This is a genomic window from Sphingobacterium sp. UBA3519 (assembly GCF_002377215.1).
GTDB classification, from domain to species: domain Bacteria; phylum Bacteroidota; class Bacteroidia; order Sphingobacteriales; family Sphingobacteriaceae; genus Sphingobacterium; species Sphingobacterium multivorum.
Window position 1 is genome coordinate 86,404 of sequence record NZ_DFPI01000011.1, and the last position, 18,282, is coordinate 104,685.

Below are 18,282 nucleotides of genomic sequence, written 5' to 3' on the forward strand. Positions count from 1 at the left end.
TTTGTCAAAAGAAGTTTTGATTTAAAAATATGTTATTAGAAATGAATGTAAAACAGCGAACCATCAAAAACGAGGTTGAAATTTCGGGGGTAGGTCTTCATACAGGGAAAATTGTATCGATGACGATCAAGCCAGCTCCGGAAAATCACTGGTTTAAGTTCAGACGTGTAGATTTAGCGGGACAACCAGAAATTTTGGTTGATGCGGATAATGTGACGGATACCTCCAGAGGGACGACAATAACGCAGAATGGAGCAAGTGTGAGTACAATTGAACATTTGATGGCATCGTTAATTGGTTTACAAATCGATAATGTGCTGATTGATATTGATGGCCCTGAAATACCCATACTCGATGGTAGCTCAGCTATTTTTGTGAAGTTGCTGGAGGAAGCGGGATTTGAAGAACAAGATGCTGACCGGGATTATTATGAGATATCCAATAATATCCATTATGCAGAGCCAGATCGCAAAGTTGAAATACTGGGTATGCCGATGGACGGGTATCGTTTGACTTGTATGATCGATTTTAACTCGCCGGTGTTGGGAAGCCAACATGCCGCAATAACATCGATTGAGGACTTTAAATCAGAAATAGCCTCTTCACGTACGTTTTGTTTTTTACACGAATTGGAAATGTTGGTTGATCATGGCCTAATTAAAGGTGGTGATTTGAGTAATGCAATCGTTATTGTGGATAAGGAGACTTCTCCCGAGGAATTGCAGAAATTAGCGCATCTTTTTCATAAAGAAACCGTTGCAGTTGCTAAGGAAGGAATATTAAACAATAATCAATTGCGTTACCAAAATGAACCTGCTCGACATAAATTGTTGGACATGGTTGGAGATTTAGCACTTGTCGGAAGACCTTTGAAAGGGCATATTATGGCTGCACGACCAGGTCATGCAGCGAATGTGGCTTTTGCAAAAAAGATAAAGGAGCAGATCAAAAAAGATAAAACACGTAAAAAAATTAAAGTTTACGATCCCAATATGCCTGCATTATACGATACAGTAGAAATCATGAAGATTTTACCGCATCGTCAGCCCATGCTTATGGTCGATAAAATTCTTGAGTTGACGGAAACACATGTGGTGGGTTTGAAAAATGTTACCATGAACGAAGATCTATTTATGGGACATTTTCCTGGTGCGCCATTATTTCCCGGTGTTTTGCAGGTAGAGGCTATGGCACAGACAGGAGGAATTTTAGTGCTGAAGACGGTCCCTGATCCAGAGAATTGGTTGACCTTATTCCTTAAAATTGAAAATGCACGTTTTAAAGCGCAGGTAACTCCAGGGGATTCTGTTATTTTTAGATGCGACTTGATGGAGCCGATCCGAAGAGGTATCGCAAAAATGAAAGGTGTGGCTATGGTAGGAGAGAAAATTGTGTGCGAAGCGGAGCTTATGGCACAGATCGTAAGAGTAAATAACAACTAAAGTAGTATAGATGATACAGCCATTAGCTTATATTCATCCGGATGCAAAAATTGCTAAAAATGTGGTCATCGAGCCATTTGTAACCATTTATAAAGATGTCGTCATTGGCGAAGGCACTTGGATAGGATCAAATGTGACGATCATGGATGGAGCTCGAATTGGAAAAAACTGTAAAATATATCCCGGTGCAGTAATCTCTGGCGAACCTCAAGATTTAAAATTTGATGGTGAGATTACGACAGCCGAAATTGGAGACAATACAACCATTCGTGAGTGTGTAACAATCAATAGAGGAACTAAGGATAGGTATAGAACGGTCATTGGAAAAAATTGTTTGATCCAAGCGTATAGTCATGTTGCACATGATTGTGAAGTAGGTGATAATTGTGTTTTTTCGAACAACAGTACACTTGCTGGACATATTACAGTAGGCGATTATGTTGTACTTGCTGGGATGGTCGCTGTTCACCAATTTGTTAAAATTGGTTCGCATGCATTTGTTACCGGTGGTTCATTGGTACGTAAGGATATTCCACCTTTTGTTAAGGCCGCACGTGAACCGATTTCTTATGCGGGTATTAATTCTGTTGGATTGAGAAGAAGAGGATTTTCGGAAGAGCAAATTGCCGAGATTCAGAATCTTTATCGCATTCTTTTTGTTCAAAACAGAAATCTGGCTAAAGCAATAGAAATTATAGAAGCTGAATATCAGGCAACGGAAATCCGTGATGAAATTTTGGATTTTATTCGAAACTCAGGCCGGGGTATCATGAAAGGATTCAATAATAGAGCGATGTAGTCGCTTTGTCGATTCTAGTGAATTTGAAAATTACATTAAAAGATATTGGTAGGAGGTATAACAATGAATGGATTTTTAGGCATATAAACTATACCTTCGAGTCCGGCAAGAGTTATGCCATCCTTGGCCATAATGGTTCCGGAAAGTCCACTTTCTTAAAAGTGCTTTCAAGTAGTTTGACACCCTCAGCGGGTGAACTGATCTACACCGATGGAGACCAAGTCCTGGGTGTGGATACGATATATCAGCAGCTGTCTCTCGCAGCTCCTTATGTTGAACTGATCGAGGAATTTACCTTAAACGAGCTGATTGATTTTCATTTTAAATTTAAAAATTATCTTCCTTCTTTTGATAAAGCAACTGTTGTAAAGCTATTGGGATTGGAACTTGCGCTTGACAGAGAGATCCGTTTTTTTTCATCAGGTATGCGTCAACGTGTCAAGCTAGCGCTAGCTTGTTGTTCTGCATCTGCCTTGGTTTTGTTGGATGAGCCTACAAGTAATTTGGATAGTGCGGGTGAACAATGGTATCTTCGTTTAATTGAGCGTACAAAATTGGAGTCTAGATTGTTTATCGTCTGTTCGAACCAAAAAAAAGAGTATGAATTCTGCGATGAAAGTATTTCTATAGTCGATTTTAAGCCTTAGGGAGATCAACAATTTGTTGCTATCACATCGAAAATAGGCGAAAAGTTCTTGTCCTGTATTAAAAATAGCTACTTTCAATAAAACCGTCAAGACTGTATCATCATGAGCAGCTACAAAAGTGAACTGAAGGTTCTCTCCGGCCAATAAAAACAAACAGGTTCAGAAAAAAAGTAGCGAATGAAATTTTAATAACACAATTAGTTTTTGTACTTTTGACGACTCAATAATGAGATAACCGTTTAAAGTTCAATTCAAAGAATGGCTAAGGCATCAGAGGTAAAATCAGGAAATATCTTAAGATTTAACGGAGAATTAGTATCCGTAGAAGAATATATACACCGTACACCAGGTAATTTACGCGCGTTTTATCAAGCGAGAATGCGTAATGTTAAAACTGGTAAGTTAGTTGAATACCGTTTTAGAGTTGACGAATCTGTAGAAATAGCGCGTGTAGAAACTAGCGATTATCAGTATTTGTATGAGGATGGAGATTTCTTCGTGGTAATGGATAACAATACCTACGAGCAATTCAATATTCCTAAATTTTTGTTCGGTGATTCAGCTCGTTTCTTGAAAGAGGGAATGACTGTAATTATTGCTTTTGAAAGTGATGAGCCTATCATGGCAGAAGCTCCAAAAAGTGTTGAGTTGGAAATTACATATACTGAACCGGCTGTAAAAGGAGATACTTCTACAAATGCATTGAAAAAAGCAACTGTAGAGACTGGTGTTGAAATTATGGTGCCGTTGTTCATTAATCAAGGTGAGAAAGTAAGAGTTGATACGCAAACAGGTAATTATATCGAGCGCGTAAAATAATACAAAGATTTTAGGTTTAGGTTGATTATTCGGTCTTGTTAGCGCTCGCTACAAGGCCGTTTTTTTTTACAAAAGTTTCAACTGAGTTGAGCATACGGTTTTCGATTCAGAATAAGAATTTCTAATGGCTTTTGAAGATCAAATAAAAATTGAATTGGGAGGAATGCTATTTTTGATTAATCGTGGCATAAGTGGTAGACTTAAATGGGGATTTTGGTGAAGAAGGGAAATAAAATTTAAAAATAACTATTGTACAAATGAAATCGAAACAAGAATTACGGCTTGAGTATAAAACTAAGCGTTGTCAATTGTCTGTAGAGACAGAAACTACGCTCAATGAACGACTACTTTCGCAGTTTACAAAGCTTGATCTGTCGGAGGTCGAATTTTTGCATATTTTCATTCCCATAGGGAAATATCACGAACCCAATACATATTTAATAATCAACTATATTCAAGAATCTTTTCCACAGATAAAGATCGTCGTTTCGCGATCTAATTTTGAGGACTATTCGATGCAACATTTCATATTGGATGAGCATACCCTATTTGAGACGAACAACTGGGGTATTCCTGAGCCAGTATCCGGCATTAAGGTGAATTCATCGCTTATTGATATGATTATAGTTCCTTTGTTAATTTTTGATCTTTTGGGCTACAGAGTAGGTTACGGAAAAGGGTTTTACGACCGTTTTTTCGCGTCCTGTAAAGTTGATGTGCAGCGTGTTGGACTATCTTTTTTTGATCCAATTGATGTTATTGCGGATAAAAATGAATACGATGTCCAATTGACGCAGGCCATTACGCCAGATCATATTTATCATTTTTTTGATAAGTAGTTGGTTGATTTTGTCGCATGCTGATTTAATTAAAATTATTTTTTATTTTTATTGCGAAATTCAATGCCTGCGCCGATATGTTTCGATATCTTCTATTTTTTCTTTTCCTAGCAATCATACCTTGTCATGTGGTCTATGGGATGGATTTAATGGATTCCAATTCCTCGATAGAAGAGAAGAACTTTTACGAAACAATTATAAAAGAATCAGCGCAGTATCAATCCTCCAGTCTGTCATTGAGTAAATATCTTGCACCCTATTTTAGTCAGGCGGTACGAAAAAATGATAAGGCGCTTTTGGCAATCTATTATTGTTTACTGGCGGATCAGTCGTTTAATGATGAAGGTACAAGAAATAACTTTAGTGATAAATACTATTTAAAAGCGCTGGACCTTGAAGAAGGCTATAGCTACCAAAATGTACGCGTTTGGGTAAAAGTGATGTATGGCTTTTACCTATATCGATGCCTGAAAGCCTCTGAGGCATTACCTTTTATTTTGGAAGGGGAGAAAGGATTAGAAGATGTACCTAAAGAACTTGTTTTAGACCTAACTCAAACGTACAAGAAGCTTGGCTATTTTTTTGGAACCTTAGGTGATTATATTTCTGGAATTAAATATCTGGATTTAGGGCAACGACAAGAACAAATTTCGCCGAGATTGAAAGCTGAAATCTTAGACAATTTAGGTGTATTGACGCTGAAAAGTGGTGGTGATACCTTGCAGGCGATGAAAATTTTTGAATTGGCGCAGACGTTGGCACTTTCAGAAAATGACTCATTACGCTACGCGAAGATTTTAGGTAATCAGGCTGCTGTGTTCGAAGGGATGAAGGACTACCATAAAGCCTTATTGCTCCTCGATAAGGATATTGAGATCTCAAGATCACTTGGTAATGATAGAAATACAATTTTCGCCTTAATGATGCGAATTCGTTTAGATATAGCGAATAAGGAAACGAAAGATGTCCGTCCTATGATTGCGGAAGCTGAATCGCTTTTGTCAGGCTCGGATGATAAGAAGACCATACTTGAACTGGAAATTCACAAGTTGAATTTGGCCATGCAAAGTAACGATATCGGTCGTGAGCTGAATGCACGAAGACGGATAGAACGCCTCCAAGACTCCCTACGCTTTTTAGATGGTGATCCAGTATTGACCCAGTTGAAGTTTATGGCCGATAAGCAAAAGTATGCCGATAAGTTATCGCTGGCGCAAGCTGTTATTAAGAAAAAGCAAGCTGAGAGACGATTATGGGTCATAATAAGTTTGTTGGTACTGGTGGTATTCTTTTTTATTTATAATGCGGTTCGATACCGTGCGAGAAAACGTATACGTGACTATGAATATCAGCTTCTTAATTTAAAGTATACAAAAGCGGAATTGGACAGGGAACTGGTGAGCTCTAAAAGCCAGGTGGAAGAGTACGTCGCTTACCTTAAGCGGAATAATGAACAGATCAATGTGCTTTCTGCTATGCTTGAGGAAAAAGGGAATGTTGTTGAAAAAGATCGTGAGGAACTAAAAATATTGTTGCAGTCACATCTCATCACCGAAGAGAAATGGCAGGAATTTAAATTATTGATTGTAAAAGAGTTTCCCAATTTACTGCAGGATATACAATCCAGATTTCGCGATATAACGGAATCCAATTTGAGGGTAATTGTACTTATGAAACTGGGGTTAAATAATAAGGAAGTAGCCAATGTATTGGGGGTCACTCCAGACGCCATAAAAAAATCTATGCAGCGCTTGAAAAAGAAGCTTGGAGATCAAGCTGGGGTGCTTATGGATTACATTTCCGACAAAGAGTTTGTTTAATGTCGATCATCGGTTGGCCGAGGGGCCTTTTGGATGCCAAGTTGAGATCGTATTGTGGTCGACTTCGACCTGTATGCAGGGTGAGTCTACAGTGAGTCCACGTTGAGTCTACCTTTTTAAGTGCTTTCATTGTGCTGGTACGTTTTTTACAAGTTGGGAGCAGGCAGAACATAAGGCGAATTTGGCTATAAGGTATTTGCAAAAAAGACCCTTGAAAATTGCAAGATTGAAAATCCTCGTTTGACTGCTATTTGTAAATCACTAAAAATCAAGCTGATGTTTGGTTTTCAGGCTTTCCCTTAGTAAATTGAAGTATGGGAGTCAATGATAATGGATTTATCAGGGGGCTGGTTGGTCCTCTCGTAAATAGAAAAGTTGGTGACAAAAATTATGTTCAGAGTAGGCCAAAACCTGTCAAACAAAAGGAAGATACAAAAAAAGCAGGGCGGGAGTTTGGAACGGTGAGCCGTGCCGGTGCACTGATTCGAACGTATCTTAGTGAAATCCATCAGCAGCTCCACGATGGGCAGATGGGCAATCGCCTTAATAGGCAGATCTACCGTGCGATAAAGACAAATCTTGATCGCGAAAAAGGCAGTCGAACACTGAGTAACTGTGTACTGGATCGCTTGGTAAATTTTCAATTCAATGAAAACTGTCCAACACAGGACTATCTTTTTATCGATCCTGCCATTTCACTGAGCAAAAAGAAATAACTGAAGGTATCTTTTCCGGAGTTTGATATGAAAAGAGCCATGATCCTTCCTAAAAGATGTAATGCCATTGTATTCAAATTTCAAGCATTCGCATTCAATTTTGATCAACTTAAATCTGTCGTCATTCAAGACACGGAATGGGAATATGATGTGAAGTATAAAGAGAACATCATACCGGAAAAATCCTTGTCCATAGCATGTGGCGATTTTGTAGGCAGTTCTATTTTTGTTGGCTTTACTATTTTGTATCTGGCGAAGGATCGTCGTCGGCCAAATATACTCAACGAGAAGGATTTTAATCCAGCTTCGATTCTAACTGCTTTTCAGCTTGAATGATGTGGTTGGAAGGATTCGAAAGAAGGGATGTCGAAGGACTCGTACTGCCAAAAATATGACCGTCTTAGTTTTTAAGACGGTCATATAACGTTAAGCTAAGTATTATGCTTTGTTGCCGCACAATAGGCTACTGTTTAATCCAAGGGATTTTCTTTTAGATTTTTTTCCCATGCCCAGGCAGAAGCCATCATTTCATCAATACCAAGTGCTGCTTTCCAATGCAACTGATTAGCTGATTTAGTAACGTCGCCATAAACCTTGATAATATCTCCATCACGACGTGGACCAAATTCGTAATTCAGTTTTTGTCCAGAAGCTTTCTCAAAAGCTTTGATCGCTTCAAGGACAGAATACCCGTTTCCTGTTCCCACATTAAAGACATCGTATTTTCCGTTGGGGTTGCCTTGTTCCAACAATCTGATTGCTGCAACGTGAGCTTTTGCTAAGTCAACAACATGGATGTAGTCGCGGATACAAGATCCATCCGGTGTGTCGTAATCAGAGCCAAATACCGTTAATTTTTCTCTTTTTCCAATGGCAGTTTGTGTGATAAATGGAAGCAGATTCTGAGGAACACCGTTTGGTAATTCACCGATCAAAGCCGACTCATGTGCACCTACTGGGTTGAAATAACGGAGTGCGATAATGTTGTAGTTATCATATGCAGCGGCAGTCTCCTGTAAAATTTCTTCCGCAATTTGTTTTGTGTTGCCATAAGGAGAGGTGGCCTTCTTCACGGGAGCACTTTCGTCGACAGGTAAATAGTCTGGCTCACCATATACGGTACAGCTTGAAGAAAAGACAAAATTAATCGGCTTATTTTGATATGCTTCTAATAAGTTGATTAACGAGAAAAAATTGTTGTGGTAATATTTTAAGGGCTTCTGTACAGATTCACCTACAGCTTTAGAGGCCGCAAAATGGATAATGCCCGAGATATCGGTATTGTTTTTTACAAATTCATTCACGCGGTCTGTGTCACAAAGGTCAAACTGGTGAAATTCAGGTCTAACGCCGATGATCTTCTCAACCTGATCCAAAATTTTGATGTTTGAATTGGACAGATCATCCACGATGACAGGCACATATCCTGCTTGATGTAGTTCGACCACTGTGTGCGAACCGATATAACCTGTTCCTCCTGTGACTAATATTTTTTTGTTCATTATTGTTGATTATAGTAAGTAAAGTCTTTATGTGATAAGGTATTCAAAGGGATCTTTTTGTAAAATGCTATGGTTTTTTTCAATCCTGTTTTTCGATCTATTTGAGGTTCCCAGGCTAATTTAGATTTCGCCAGGCCAATATCCGGTTTCCGTTGTTTTGGATCATCAACCGGCAATGGTTCGTAGACGATTTTACTCGAGCTGTCTGTCAATTCGACAATTTCATGGGCCAATTGCAGCAAGCTGATTTCGTTCGGATTACCAATATTTATCGGTGTGACACATGCCGAATGCAGTAGGCGATAAATGCCTTCGATCTGATCGTCAATATAACAGAATGATCGTGTTTGCGAACCATCCCCAAAAATCGTAATGTCTTCCCCCCGAATCGCTTGTGCGATAAAGGTAGGAATAGCGCGGCCATCATTGAGGCGCATTCTAGAACCAAAGGTGTTAAATATCCTGACAATACGGGTATCCAGACCATGTGCATTATGATAGGCCATTGTTATTGCCTCCTGGAAACGCTTCGCTTCATCGTATACACCGCGAGGTCCAACGGGATTTACATTGCCCCAGTAGTCCTCGGATTGTGGCGAAACAAGTGGATCGCCATAAACCTCAGAGGTGGAGGCGACTAATATGCGTGCTTGTTTGGCGCGTGCAAGGCCCAAGAGATTATGTGTTCCCAAAGATCCGACTTTCAATGTTTGTATCGGAATTTTAAGATAATCAACGGGACTGGCTGGCGAAGCGAAATGCAAGATATAATCCAAGTGTCCGGGAACGTGGACAAATTTCGATACATCGTGATGATAGAAGTCGAAATTTTCCAACTTAAATAGATGTGCTATATTCTGTAGATCTCCGGTAATCAGGTTGTCCATTCCAATGACATCGTAATCTTCCGCAATAAAGCGATCGCAAAGGTGAGAACCGAGGAAGCCAGCTGCTCCTGTTATCAAAATCCGTTTGCGATGTTTATTTTCCACTCAATGGTTCCGTTTAATGAAATGGGTTTAATATCTTTGACTAAGATAAACATTATTTTAAAAACATGCGTTTGCTTTATTCAATTGGAATCTTTCTTTATGGACTCTTACTGCGTATTTTGGCTCCTTTTCACGCCAAAGCCAAGCTTATGGTAGAGGGGCGAAAAGACTGGTATTCGAGGATGAAACAAACGGTTGATTCTTCCCAAAAACATATTTGGTTTCACTTTGCATCATTGGGCGAATTTGAGCAGGGAAGACCTGTCCTGGAAGCGGTGAAAAATAATTATTTGGATCATAAAATAATTGTAACATTTTACTCTCCCTCTGGTTACGAAATCAGAAAAAACACCGCTTTGGCCGATTATGTTTTTTATCTCCCCTATGATACTGCTCAGCATGCACGGCTTTTTCTCGACCTGATCAATCCAAGTTTCGCTGTGTTCACGAAATATGAATATTGGTATTATTTTTTTGAAGGCCTACATAAACGGGGCATTCCCTTGTTTCTGATCTCAGCAATATTTAGACCCGATCAGATCTTTTTTCAGGCTTATGGTACTTTTTTTCTGAAAATTTTAAGTTTTGTGACTTACTTCTTTGTGCAAAATGAAGAAAGTGTACGTCTTTTGAAAGAATATGGGATACGGAATGCTGGGTTAGCCGGAGATACACGTTTTGACCGCGTGGTAGACATTCCTAAAAATAGAAAAATGATTTCCGAGATCAGCCAATTTGTTGGTGAAAGTCCGACGCTTGTCGCAGGAAGTACCTGGCCGGAAGATGAACAGGCTCTACAGGAATTGCTTCAGGGTTATTCAGACTATAAGCTGATCTTGGCGCCACATGAAATCAATGAATCACATTTGGCGAGCATTTTTAACCTTTGGCCGAAGGCGCTCCGCTTTTCGGAGATGGCTAGCTACGATGCCGCATTAGTTGCCGATTCAAAGGTGCTGGTTATCGATAACATTGGTATGCTTTCGTCTTTGTATGGCTATGGCCAACTGGCTTATATTGGTGGTGGTTTTGGCGTAGGGATACATAACACACTCGAGGCTGCAACGTATGGCATACCGGTGCTATTTGGTCCAAATTTCAAGAAGTTTCAGGAGGCGAAAGAGCTCGTGCAAAATGGATCCGGTTTCGCCATTGGTAGTGCTAAAGAACTAAAGAAAATCTTTGCTGTTCTACAAGATCAGGCTGTCCGTCAAGAGGCGGGAAAACTGGCCCGTGCGTATGTGCTGCAGAAGGCCGGAGCAACAGCAATTATAATGAAATACCTCAAAAGCAATTCCGTGAAAATATAAGCGGTAGCTGTACTGCCGCCGCCTATATTCTGCAGGTTACGCGTGGTTTCTTATTCTTGATGCTTGACTGCCTCCTAATAATAGGTATATCTTCTTACACCGGTAATGTGACGCGATAAGCGCATCACCTGATGGGAATATCCGTATTCATTGTCGTACCAGACATATAAAATAACATTCCTGCCATCTCCCGAAACGATCGTCGCTGGAGCATCCACGATTGCGGTGGCAGTGGAACCAATAATATCCGAAGAAACGAGTTCATGATCTTTAGAAAATTTAATCTGTTCGACCAGGTCACCCTGCAGAGATGCCTCTTTTAAAAGTGCATTGATTTCGTCGACCGTAGTTTTGGCTTTAATTTCGAGATTTAAAATTGCCAATGATCCGTTTGGCACGGGAACGCGAATGGCATTGGAGGTCAGTTTGCCCTTTAGCGATGGCAATACTTTTGAAACAGCAGCGCCCGCTCCAGTTTCTGTGATCACCATATTGAGCGCCGCAGCACGACCCCGTCTGGACTTTTTGTGCATATTGTCGACAAGATTCTGGTCGTTGGTATAGGAATGTATGGTTTCGATATGTCCTTTTTCAATGCCTATTTTATTTTCAAGCACCGCCAAAATAGGGGATATTGCATTCGTCGTACAGGAAGCAGCGGAAAAGATCGCATGCTTTTGCAAGTCAATATTATTTTCATTGACTGCATATACGATATTTGGAACACCTTTCCCCGGTGCTGTTAATAAAACTTGGGCGACACCCTTGGATTGCAGGTGACGACTTAGTTCTTGCTCATCTCGAAAAGCGCCCGTATTGTCGACGACCAAAGCATGCTGTATTCCATACTCGGTATAATCGATATCTTCTGGCTGTTTGGCTGAGATAAGGTGGACAGTGATACCATTGATAATAAGTGCCTGATTAGGAATGTCGGCCTGTATGTCGCCCTCGAATGCACCATGTATGGAATCTGTTTTTAATAGTGTCGCTCTTTTCAATATGGACTTGCTGTCATTGGCGTCCCGGGTTACAATGGCACGAAGGCGAAGCTGCTGTCCGGCACCGGCTTTATGCATAAGCTCTCGGGCGAGTAAACGGCCGATACGGCCAAATCCATAAAGAACAACATCGCGTGGTTTTAATTCCGCTTGTTGATTGATGTCCTTTAATTCATTTGTTATAAAACTCGGCAGGTCGTTGTTGTCAATTGCCTGTTTCTTGACCTGTAAGGTAAGTTTTCCGATATCGATACGTGCAGGAGATAGGGTGAGCTTTTCCAATTCCTGTGCCACCTGAAGAGTGTCAAAAATATCGAATGGCTCTTCGGTAAGGAGGACGCTTTCCTTGACCAGGTTAAGAATTGAACTCGATTTTACATCAATGAGTTGATTTCGAAAAAATACAAGTTCAATAGCGCGGTTATACCACAGGTTACTGACAATTTGAATTAAGCTTACGGCAGCGTTTTGTTGCTCTCTGTAACTTTTGATCTCTAAGTCAAAAGATGGCTTGTGTGACATAATAATGTTATAATAGATTATGTTGCAAACATAGCACAAAGAGCCAAAAAAAATAACCTATATTTTTATTTTCGTAATATTTAAAACATAAACACGGTTGTTATTATTGTTTTTGTAATTTTTATCTATTTTATTTATTAATCTTCTATAACAAATAGGTCGGACATAATATGATCGGCCATTAATTTACCTGCATCCGTTAAACGTAATTTACTTTCTTCCAAAACAAGATTGCCCTCTTCCAGAAATGGCTCTGCATCCTTCAATACGCGGTTTTTGATAGATTGCCCGAATTTACTTTCCAGCGCAATCAAATCGAGCCCCCACATGGTTCTCAGCGAAGTCATGATACTTTCGTTGATTTGGTCCAATGTTGAAAGCTCCTCAATTTGCAGGGGAAGTTGGTTTGAATTGATTGCGGTCATATATTTCGCGTTGTTGGAAACATTCCAGGCTCTGGAAATTCCATTGAACGAATGTGCCGAAGGGCCTATACCAAGATAATGTTTACCTTTCCAATAATTTGTATTGTGACGCGCATAAAGGCCATTTTTTGCAAAATTGGAAATTTCATATTGTTCATATCCCGCAGCTTTCAATGTATGGATAAGGAGACTCATCTGATCTGCGGCCTGATCCGAATCAATTGCTGGACTTAAGCCTTTTTTAATGAAGTGATCCAATGCTGTCTTATTTTCTACAGTCATGGAATACGAAGAAATATGGGGAATTTCAAAGTCAATCAGCTGTTGCATATTGTGGCGCCATTTCTCGTCAGTCAGTAACGGATAGCCATAAATAAGATCACAGGTAATATTTTCAAAGCCCGCATCTTGCACCCGCATAATTGAAGCCAGTGCTTCTTGTTGATTATGTGCTCTGTTCATCCATTTAAGATCCTCTTCAAAGAAAGACTGTATGCCTATGCTGAATCGATTGATTACTGTATTCCGTAGACTGTTTACTTTGGCGGCATTTAAATCGTCGGGATTAGCTTCCAGTGTAATTTCAGCATGATTTGCGATGTCAAAATGCTTCCCTATCGTATCGATGATCTGGGCGATCTCATCCGCTTCCAGTAAGGAAGGGGTACCGCCACCAAAATAGATCGATTCGACCTTTTTGTCTTCCAAATAGGATGCCCTGAGTTCAATTTCCCGTCGTATGGCATTGATCATCTCACTTTTGTATTGTAGTGAAGTGCTAAAATGGAAGTCACAATAATGACAAGCCTGTTTACAGAAGGGAATATGGACATAAATCATGGGGACAAATATACCAAGACCTGACCAAATCGCTCCTTATTTTTTCTTCTTTCGAGTATGCATACCGGAAATCTTTTCTAGACTTATGCCTAGATGCAAGAGGAATTTATAGGTTTAACTATTTCCGGTAGCCACTAGCCGAATAAATTCCGGGTAAGATAGCTGTTGGACTTTTCCGCAGTTCATTAAAGGATTTAAAAAGAAAGTGCAATAGGATGGAAGAATCATCCACAAGAAGGTTGACAACGAGCTGGTTATTCGTTATCTTGTTGTCGATATTTTTGTAGAAGTACCAATATAACACCTCATGTCTGATGAAGGAAAGTGAATTCAAGAGTTTCTTTCTAAAAAATTGTGGGTATCAGCCTCGTGTAAATTATTTCATGGGAGCCGATCAAATAGATTAGAAAACGAATTATTTTCTTCTAATAAAAGTAAAATGTATGAAAACCTCCCGTCGAGACTTTCTAAAAAACGTTGCCGGTGTTTCCGGCCTCTTCCTGTTTTCAAACCATGGATATGCGTTTGGGGCTATTCCTAAAGACTTTTTTAATAATCAGGACTCTTTTATCGATCGGTTGTTACCGGCACCAAAAGGCGGCGGATTTGCGATGAAAGATTATTGGATTTGGGATCCTTCGGTTATAAAAGGAGAGGATGGACGATATCATATGTTTGCTTCGCGTTGGAGCAAACAATATGGTTTTGGTAATTGGGTCACAAACTCAGAAGTCGTCAGGGCTATTTCAGATACCCCTGAAGGGCCATACGAATTTGTTGAAGTTGTTTTGCCCGCTCGGGGGAAGCAATATTTTGATGGTTGTACAACACACAATCCGCGCATTGTAAAAAGCGGTGACTATTATGTACTTTATTACTTTGGCAATAATTATGATGAGCCAACTCCTGCTTTTACAGAAAATGTATGGGAGTCGGGCCTAGGCCAGAAAGCCTGGATGCATAAACGTATTGGGATGGCCTATTCCAGATCAATTGCAGGGCCATGGAAACGAGTTGATCAACCGATTCTGAATCCGCGGAAAGGAGAATGGGATGCCTCCATTACATCAAACCCTTCGCCAGTTGTCTTACCGAACGGAAAGGTTTATTTAGTGTATAAATCTTCCCCACTAAATTATAATCCGCCACTTCTATTGGGAGCTGCACAAGCAGATTCTTTTCTCGGACCTTATCGCCGTTTGTCGGAAAAACCCATTTTTTCATTCCATACGGACCAAAACCATGAAAATGATGTAGAAGATCCATTTGTGTGGCATAATGGTCAGCAGTTTGAACTTATTATGAAGGACCGTTACGGAAAGATCTGCGGTGAAGAGGGGGGCGGGATACACGCTTATTCGAAAGATGGTATAGATTGGCATCTTTCAAAGTCTGTAAAAGCTTATTCTAAAACAATTCAATGGGATGACGGCACAACGAGTCATCAGGCCAATTTTGAACGACCGTTTTTATTATTTGAAAATGGGAAACCTACGCATTTGTTTGCTGCTACGGGAGATGGTTCGGCGCCCTATCAATTTGAACGCACATGGAATATGGTTATTCCTCTTAAGAATACCTAATTCAGGTTAGGTGATTAGAAAAAAAGCTTCCAAACCAGGTATATGTGAAGTGGTTTGGAAGCTTTTTTTGCCCCGATCTGTTCAGATAATGGGAATCTACGAGTTATTTGCTAAAACTGTTGTTTGCCGATTCTACATCCGCTAAGCGTAGTGAAGGATCAATAGTTACCGCTTTTGGTGTTTTCGACACATGGATAGTATAGTCGGGTTTGGTCCAAAACCAATCTTCAAGCACGGTCCTTTTAACACCTTTGTATATGTCAAAATGTTCTTCCGGTTTTTCTCCCCGCATTTCACGCAAAGGAATATAAAATAGTTCTTTACTTCCATCTGTGTATTCTACCAGAACATCCAGTGGCATGGCAAAATTTGACTTATTAGCCAATAAAATGTCGGTGTCTGTTACTTTTTCGATGGCGTAATCAATTTGACGTGTTGTATTGATAAACAGATTGAAATACCATTTTAAGTTTATACCGGAAACCTCTTCAGCAACGCGTTTAAAATCATTTGGTGTCGGATGTTTAAATTTCCAGATGTCATAAAATTTCAGGAAGGTTTTTTCCAAATTTTCCTGACCAATAATATAACCCAACTGTTCTGCAAGCACGGCACCTTTGTTGTATGCTTCGTTGCTGTAGCCGTAGTTGGTGTTATAATAATCTGCCAGTAAGCTCATCGGTTCTTCTTTACCTGAAAGAGCCAATTTATAGTAGCCACGGTAGGCGGCAATTTGTGGGTTGGAGGCAATAGCACCTCTTTTTTCAAAGATATGTTGCATGGCCAACTCTTCGACATAGGAGGTGAAACCTTCATCAAACCATTCATCTACGGTTTCATTGATCCCAAACAATTGTTGGTACCAGGAGTGTGCCGATTCATGGAATATGACACCAACAAGACTTTTTAGATTGCGGCCGCCTGTGATCAGAGTAGCTGTGCCATACTCCATACCACCATCGCCACCCTGAATGATGGTATAAGTTGGCCATGGATATTTACCAAACTTCGCACTACAGAAGTCAAAGAATTCGGTAGAAAGGCCTATTGCCGTTTTCCAATTTGAAATAACTTCTTTGTCAGTTGGCAAGAATACGGTATATACTTTTATACCATTTTTACTTGAAGCGGAATCCACAACAAATTTGGGGTCTGCGGCCCAGACAAAATCATGGATATTTTGGGCTCTATAGTGCCAGGTCGCTTTATTGTCGATGGCTTTTACTTTCGCTTTCTGTTGATAACCTTTGACCTCTGATGGGTTTTGAAGAACACCTGAGGCACCAACAACATAATTTTTATTGAGGTGTATGGTGACGTCAAAATTGCCAAAAGGAGCAATAAATTCACGACCTGTATATTCATCCAAATGCCAGCCGAATTCATCGAATTGGGCCATCTTCGGATACCATTGCGCCATAGATAATGCTACACCTTCGGCAGAATTCCGGCCAGTTCTTCTGATTTGTTCCGGAACTTGTGCGGTCCACTCCATATCAAAACGTGCTGTTTCGCCATCTTGGATAGGAGTTGGTAAAGCGACCTCCAAGATCGTTCCGTCAATTTTAAATGATGCGTTAGCCCCATTCATTGTTAAGCTTTTGATTTTTTGATAACCAATTTGATTGGTCTTAAGCTCTCCGATGCGGCTTTGATATACCGGCTTTTCTTTTGTGCCAAGGTTGGTCACCATGCGCTTGTCTGGATCACTGATGTTTTTTAAGCGGTAATCCATCATCGATCCTGGTTGAAAAGCATTGAAATATAGATGGAAATATACTTTTTTAAGTGATTGCCCTGAATTATTGCTGTACTTCAAGGTCATTTTTCCATCGTACTGATATGCTTTTTCATCCACGTTGACATCCATATGGTAGTCAACTTTCTGTTGCCAGAATCCTTTTCTTTGGGCCTTCGCTACTGCCCCCCAAATATTCAATACACATGCAAGTGTAAAAAAGGATATTATTTTGATTTTCATGCCCCAAACTTACAAAATTGTCTCAATAAATGGCACTTAAACGAATGTAACGAAGTTAATGTCATCAAATCTTGACGAAAGTTGACTGTTCTTTGGGAATTGGCTTGGTTTTGGTTAGGGAATTTAACTGTTAAGTTAAAAATCAATTTTACTGTTTTTATGGAAAATCTATATTATAAGCCCTCGGGAAAGGCTCCTGCTTTGGCATTTATCGGATCTCTTGTGCTAGGAACAATCAGTGCCGTTGTATTGGCAATTGTTTACATCGCTTTGCAGTGGTTTATCCCTATTATTTATTTTAATGTATTTATTACATTGGGATTTGGTGCTGGGATATTCTATTTGCTGAATTTCTGTTTCAAAAAATGGAAATTAAGAAATAAGGGCATTGCACTATTGATTACTTTGCTAGTCGCGCTTTTAGCCTTTTATGCGCAATGGGCTCTTTTCGTTTCGCTGATGTACAATGCGGAGGGAACCATGGGCGGAGATACCTGGGTAAAATCATCTTTCAATCTGGAAGGGTTCAAAGCCTTTTTCTTACACCCTTCATTTATTTGGGAAGCGATGCAAGGTTTAAACGAAGTCGGTACCTTTACCTTGAAAAAGAGCCCGGTTTCGGGTGGTATGTTGTGGGCCGTTTGGGCGATTGAGATGGGTATTATTCTGATTACGCCGCTTATTATGGCTTTCCGCGGTATTACTATTTATCCTTTTTCTGAAAAAGACGAAGTATGGATGAATAAGCGGACATTGCCCGGAAGGTTGAAATTCGTGGCGGATAAAGATGCCGTCGTAAGCTCCTTGGGGAATCATGATTTTGCCTATGTGTATGATCATCTTTCAGATGAAGAAGAGCATTTCTCTTTTGCCACGGCCGAATTATATGGATCTGAAACGGACGACCATCAGTATCTGACCATCTATAATCATCAGTTTACGGAAAAGAAAGGCAAGATGGAAGAGAAGAAGGATGAGGTTATCGAATTTTTGCGGATCAATAGAAATAGTCTATAAACGAAATATACTGCCGAGTTGAGTTGC

The 18,282-nt window shown here is 40.0% G+C and carries 17 protein-coding genes; 11 read left to right on the forward strand and 6 right to left on the reverse strand.

Annotated features, from left to right (window positions below; genetic code table 11):
• Positions 1–41: 41 nt before the first annotated feature.
• From B3297_RS05840 to B3297_RS05875, 8 genes are all read left to right on the forward strand, one after another.
• Positions 42–1,442, forward strand: coding sequence for a bifunctional UDP-3-O-[3-hydroxymyristoyl] N-acetylglucosamine deacetylase/3-hydroxyacyl-ACP dehydratase (locus tag B3297_RS05840; RefSeq protein ID WP_175441947.1), 1,401 nt, complete (start codon positions 42–44; stop codon positions 1,440–1,442).
• A 10-nt stretch (positions 1,443–1,452) separates the two neighbouring features.
• Positions 1,453–2,241 carry an acyl-ACP--UDP-N-acetylglucosamine O-acyltransferase gene (gene lpxA / locus B3297_RS05845; protein WP_070561692.1) on the forward strand — a complete coding sequence of 263 codons (789 nt, stop codon included), beginning with the start codon at positions 1,453–1,455 and terminating at the stop codon, positions 2,239–2,241.
• A gap of 17 nt (positions 2,242–2,258) precedes the next feature.
• The gene (locus tag B3297_RS05850; protein WP_312128732.1) at positions 2,259–2,888 is read left to right on the forward strand and encodes an ABC transporter ATP-binding protein; all 630 of its coding nucleotides are present in this window, start codon (positions 2,259–2,261) and stop codon (positions 2,886–2,888) included.
• A gap of 258 nt (positions 2,889–3,146) precedes the next feature.
• The gene (gene efp / locus B3297_RS05855; RefSeq protein ID WP_046674772.1) at positions 3,147–3,707 is read left to right on the forward strand and encodes an elongation factor P; all 561 of its coding nucleotides are present in this window, start codon (positions 3,147–3,149) and stop codon (positions 3,705–3,707) included.
• A 257-nt stretch (positions 3,708–3,964) separates the two neighbouring features.
• On the forward strand, positions 3,965–4,546 hold the full coding sequence (locus B3297_RS05860) for a 5-formyltetrahydrofolate cyclo-ligase (protein WP_070561690.1): 582 nt from the start codon (positions 3,965–3,967) through the stop codon (positions 4,544–4,546).
• Between the two features lie 77 nt (positions 4,547–4,623).
• The gene (locus B3297_RS05865; protein WP_139144890.1) at positions 4,624–6,366 is read left to right on the forward strand and encodes a helix-turn-helix transcriptional regulator; all 1,743 of its coding nucleotides are present in this window, start codon (positions 4,624–4,626) and stop codon (positions 6,364–6,366) included.
• 314 nt (positions 6,367–6,680) lie between these two features.
• A complete protein-coding gene (locus tag B3297_RS05870; protein WP_070561686.1) occupies positions 6,681–7,082 on the forward strand; it encodes a hypothetical protein in 402 nt (133 codons plus the stop codon).
• A 27-nt stretch (positions 7,083–7,109) separates the two neighbouring features.
• Positions 7,110–7,418, forward strand: a complete 309-nt coding sequence (locus B3297_RS05875; RefSeq protein ID WP_070561684.1) for a hypothetical protein — start codon at positions 7,110–7,112, stop codon at positions 7,416–7,418.
• A 134-nt stretch (positions 7,419–7,552) separates the two neighbouring features.
• Here B3297_RS05875 and galE read toward each other — a convergent pair whose 3' ends face one another.
• Both galE and B3297_RS05885 read right to left on the reverse strand, forming a co-directional pair.
• Positions 7,553–8,584, reverse strand: coding sequence for a UDP-glucose 4-epimerase GalE (galE, locus tag B3297_RS05880; protein ID WP_046674775.1), 1,032 nt, complete (start codon positions 8,582–8,584; stop codon positions 7,553–7,555).
• Positions 8,584–9,576 (reverse strand): UDP-glucuronic acid decarboxylase family protein, encoded by a 993-nt coding sequence (locus tag B3297_RS05885; protein WP_070561682.1) that lies wholly within the window; start codon positions 9,574–9,576, stop codon positions 8,584–8,586. The genes galE and B3297_RS05885 overlap by 1 nt, the downstream gene beginning before the upstream one ends.
• Before the next feature lie 65 nt (positions 9,577–9,641).
• Between B3297_RS05885 and B3297_RS05890 the strand changes: the two genes are divergently transcribed.
• Positions 9,642–10,886 carry a 3-deoxy-D-manno-octulosonic acid transferase gene (locus B3297_RS05890; protein ID WP_070561680.1) on the forward strand — a complete coding sequence of 415 codons (1,245 nt, stop codon included), beginning with the start codon at positions 9,642–9,644 and terminating at the stop codon, positions 10,884–10,886.
• A gap of 74 nt (positions 10,887–10,960) precedes the next feature.
• On the opposite strand, the gene B3297_RS05895 is transcribed toward B3297_RS05890, so the two are convergent.
• The 3 genes from B3297_RS05895 to B3297_RS05905 all read right to left on the reverse strand — a co-directional run bounded on the left by B3297_RS05895 (position 10,961) and on the right by B3297_RS05905 (position 14,008).
• Positions 10,961–12,409, reverse strand: coding sequence for a glyceraldehyde-3-phosphate dehydrogenase (locus B3297_RS05895; protein WP_070561678.1), 1,449 nt, complete (start codon positions 12,407–12,409; stop codon positions 10,961–10,963).
• Between the two features lie 137 nt (positions 12,410–12,546).
• Positions 12,547–13,674: a radical SAM family heme chaperone HemW gene (gene hemW, locus B3297_RS05900; protein WP_083295784.1), complete on the reverse strand. Its 1,128-nt coding sequence runs from the start codon at positions 13,672–13,674 to the stop codon at positions 12,547–12,549.
• 118 nt (positions 13,675–13,792) lie between these two features.
• Positions 13,793–14,008, reverse strand: coding sequence for a hypothetical protein (locus tag B3297_RS05905; protein WP_112373971.1), 216 nt, complete (start codon positions 14,006–14,008; stop codon positions 13,793–13,795).
• A 109-nt stretch (positions 14,009–14,117) separates the two neighbouring features.
• On the opposite strand from B3297_RS05905, the gene B3297_RS05910 reads away from it, so the two are divergent.
• Positions 14,118–15,257, forward strand: coding sequence for a glycoside hydrolase family protein (locus B3297_RS05910; RefSeq protein WP_217493508.1), 1,140 nt, complete (start codon positions 14,118–14,120; stop codon positions 15,255–15,257).
• A gap of 103 nt (positions 15,258–15,360) precedes the next feature.
• Here the strand turns inward: B3297_RS05910 and B3297_RS05915 are convergent, their stop codons facing one another.
• Positions 15,361–17,238, reverse strand: coding sequence for a M1 family metallopeptidase (locus B3297_RS05915; RefSeq protein ID WP_070561674.1), 1,878 nt, complete (start codon positions 17,236–17,238; stop codon positions 15,361–15,363).
• Positions 17,239–17,397: 159 nt separating this feature from the next.
• On the opposite strand from B3297_RS05915, the gene B3297_RS05920 reads away from it, so the two are divergent.
• Positions 17,398–18,255: a hypothetical protein gene (locus B3297_RS05920; protein WP_070561672.1), complete on the forward strand. Its 858-nt coding sequence runs from the start codon at positions 17,398–17,400 to the stop codon at positions 18,253–18,255.
• Positions 18,256–18,282: the final 27 nt, after the last annotated feature.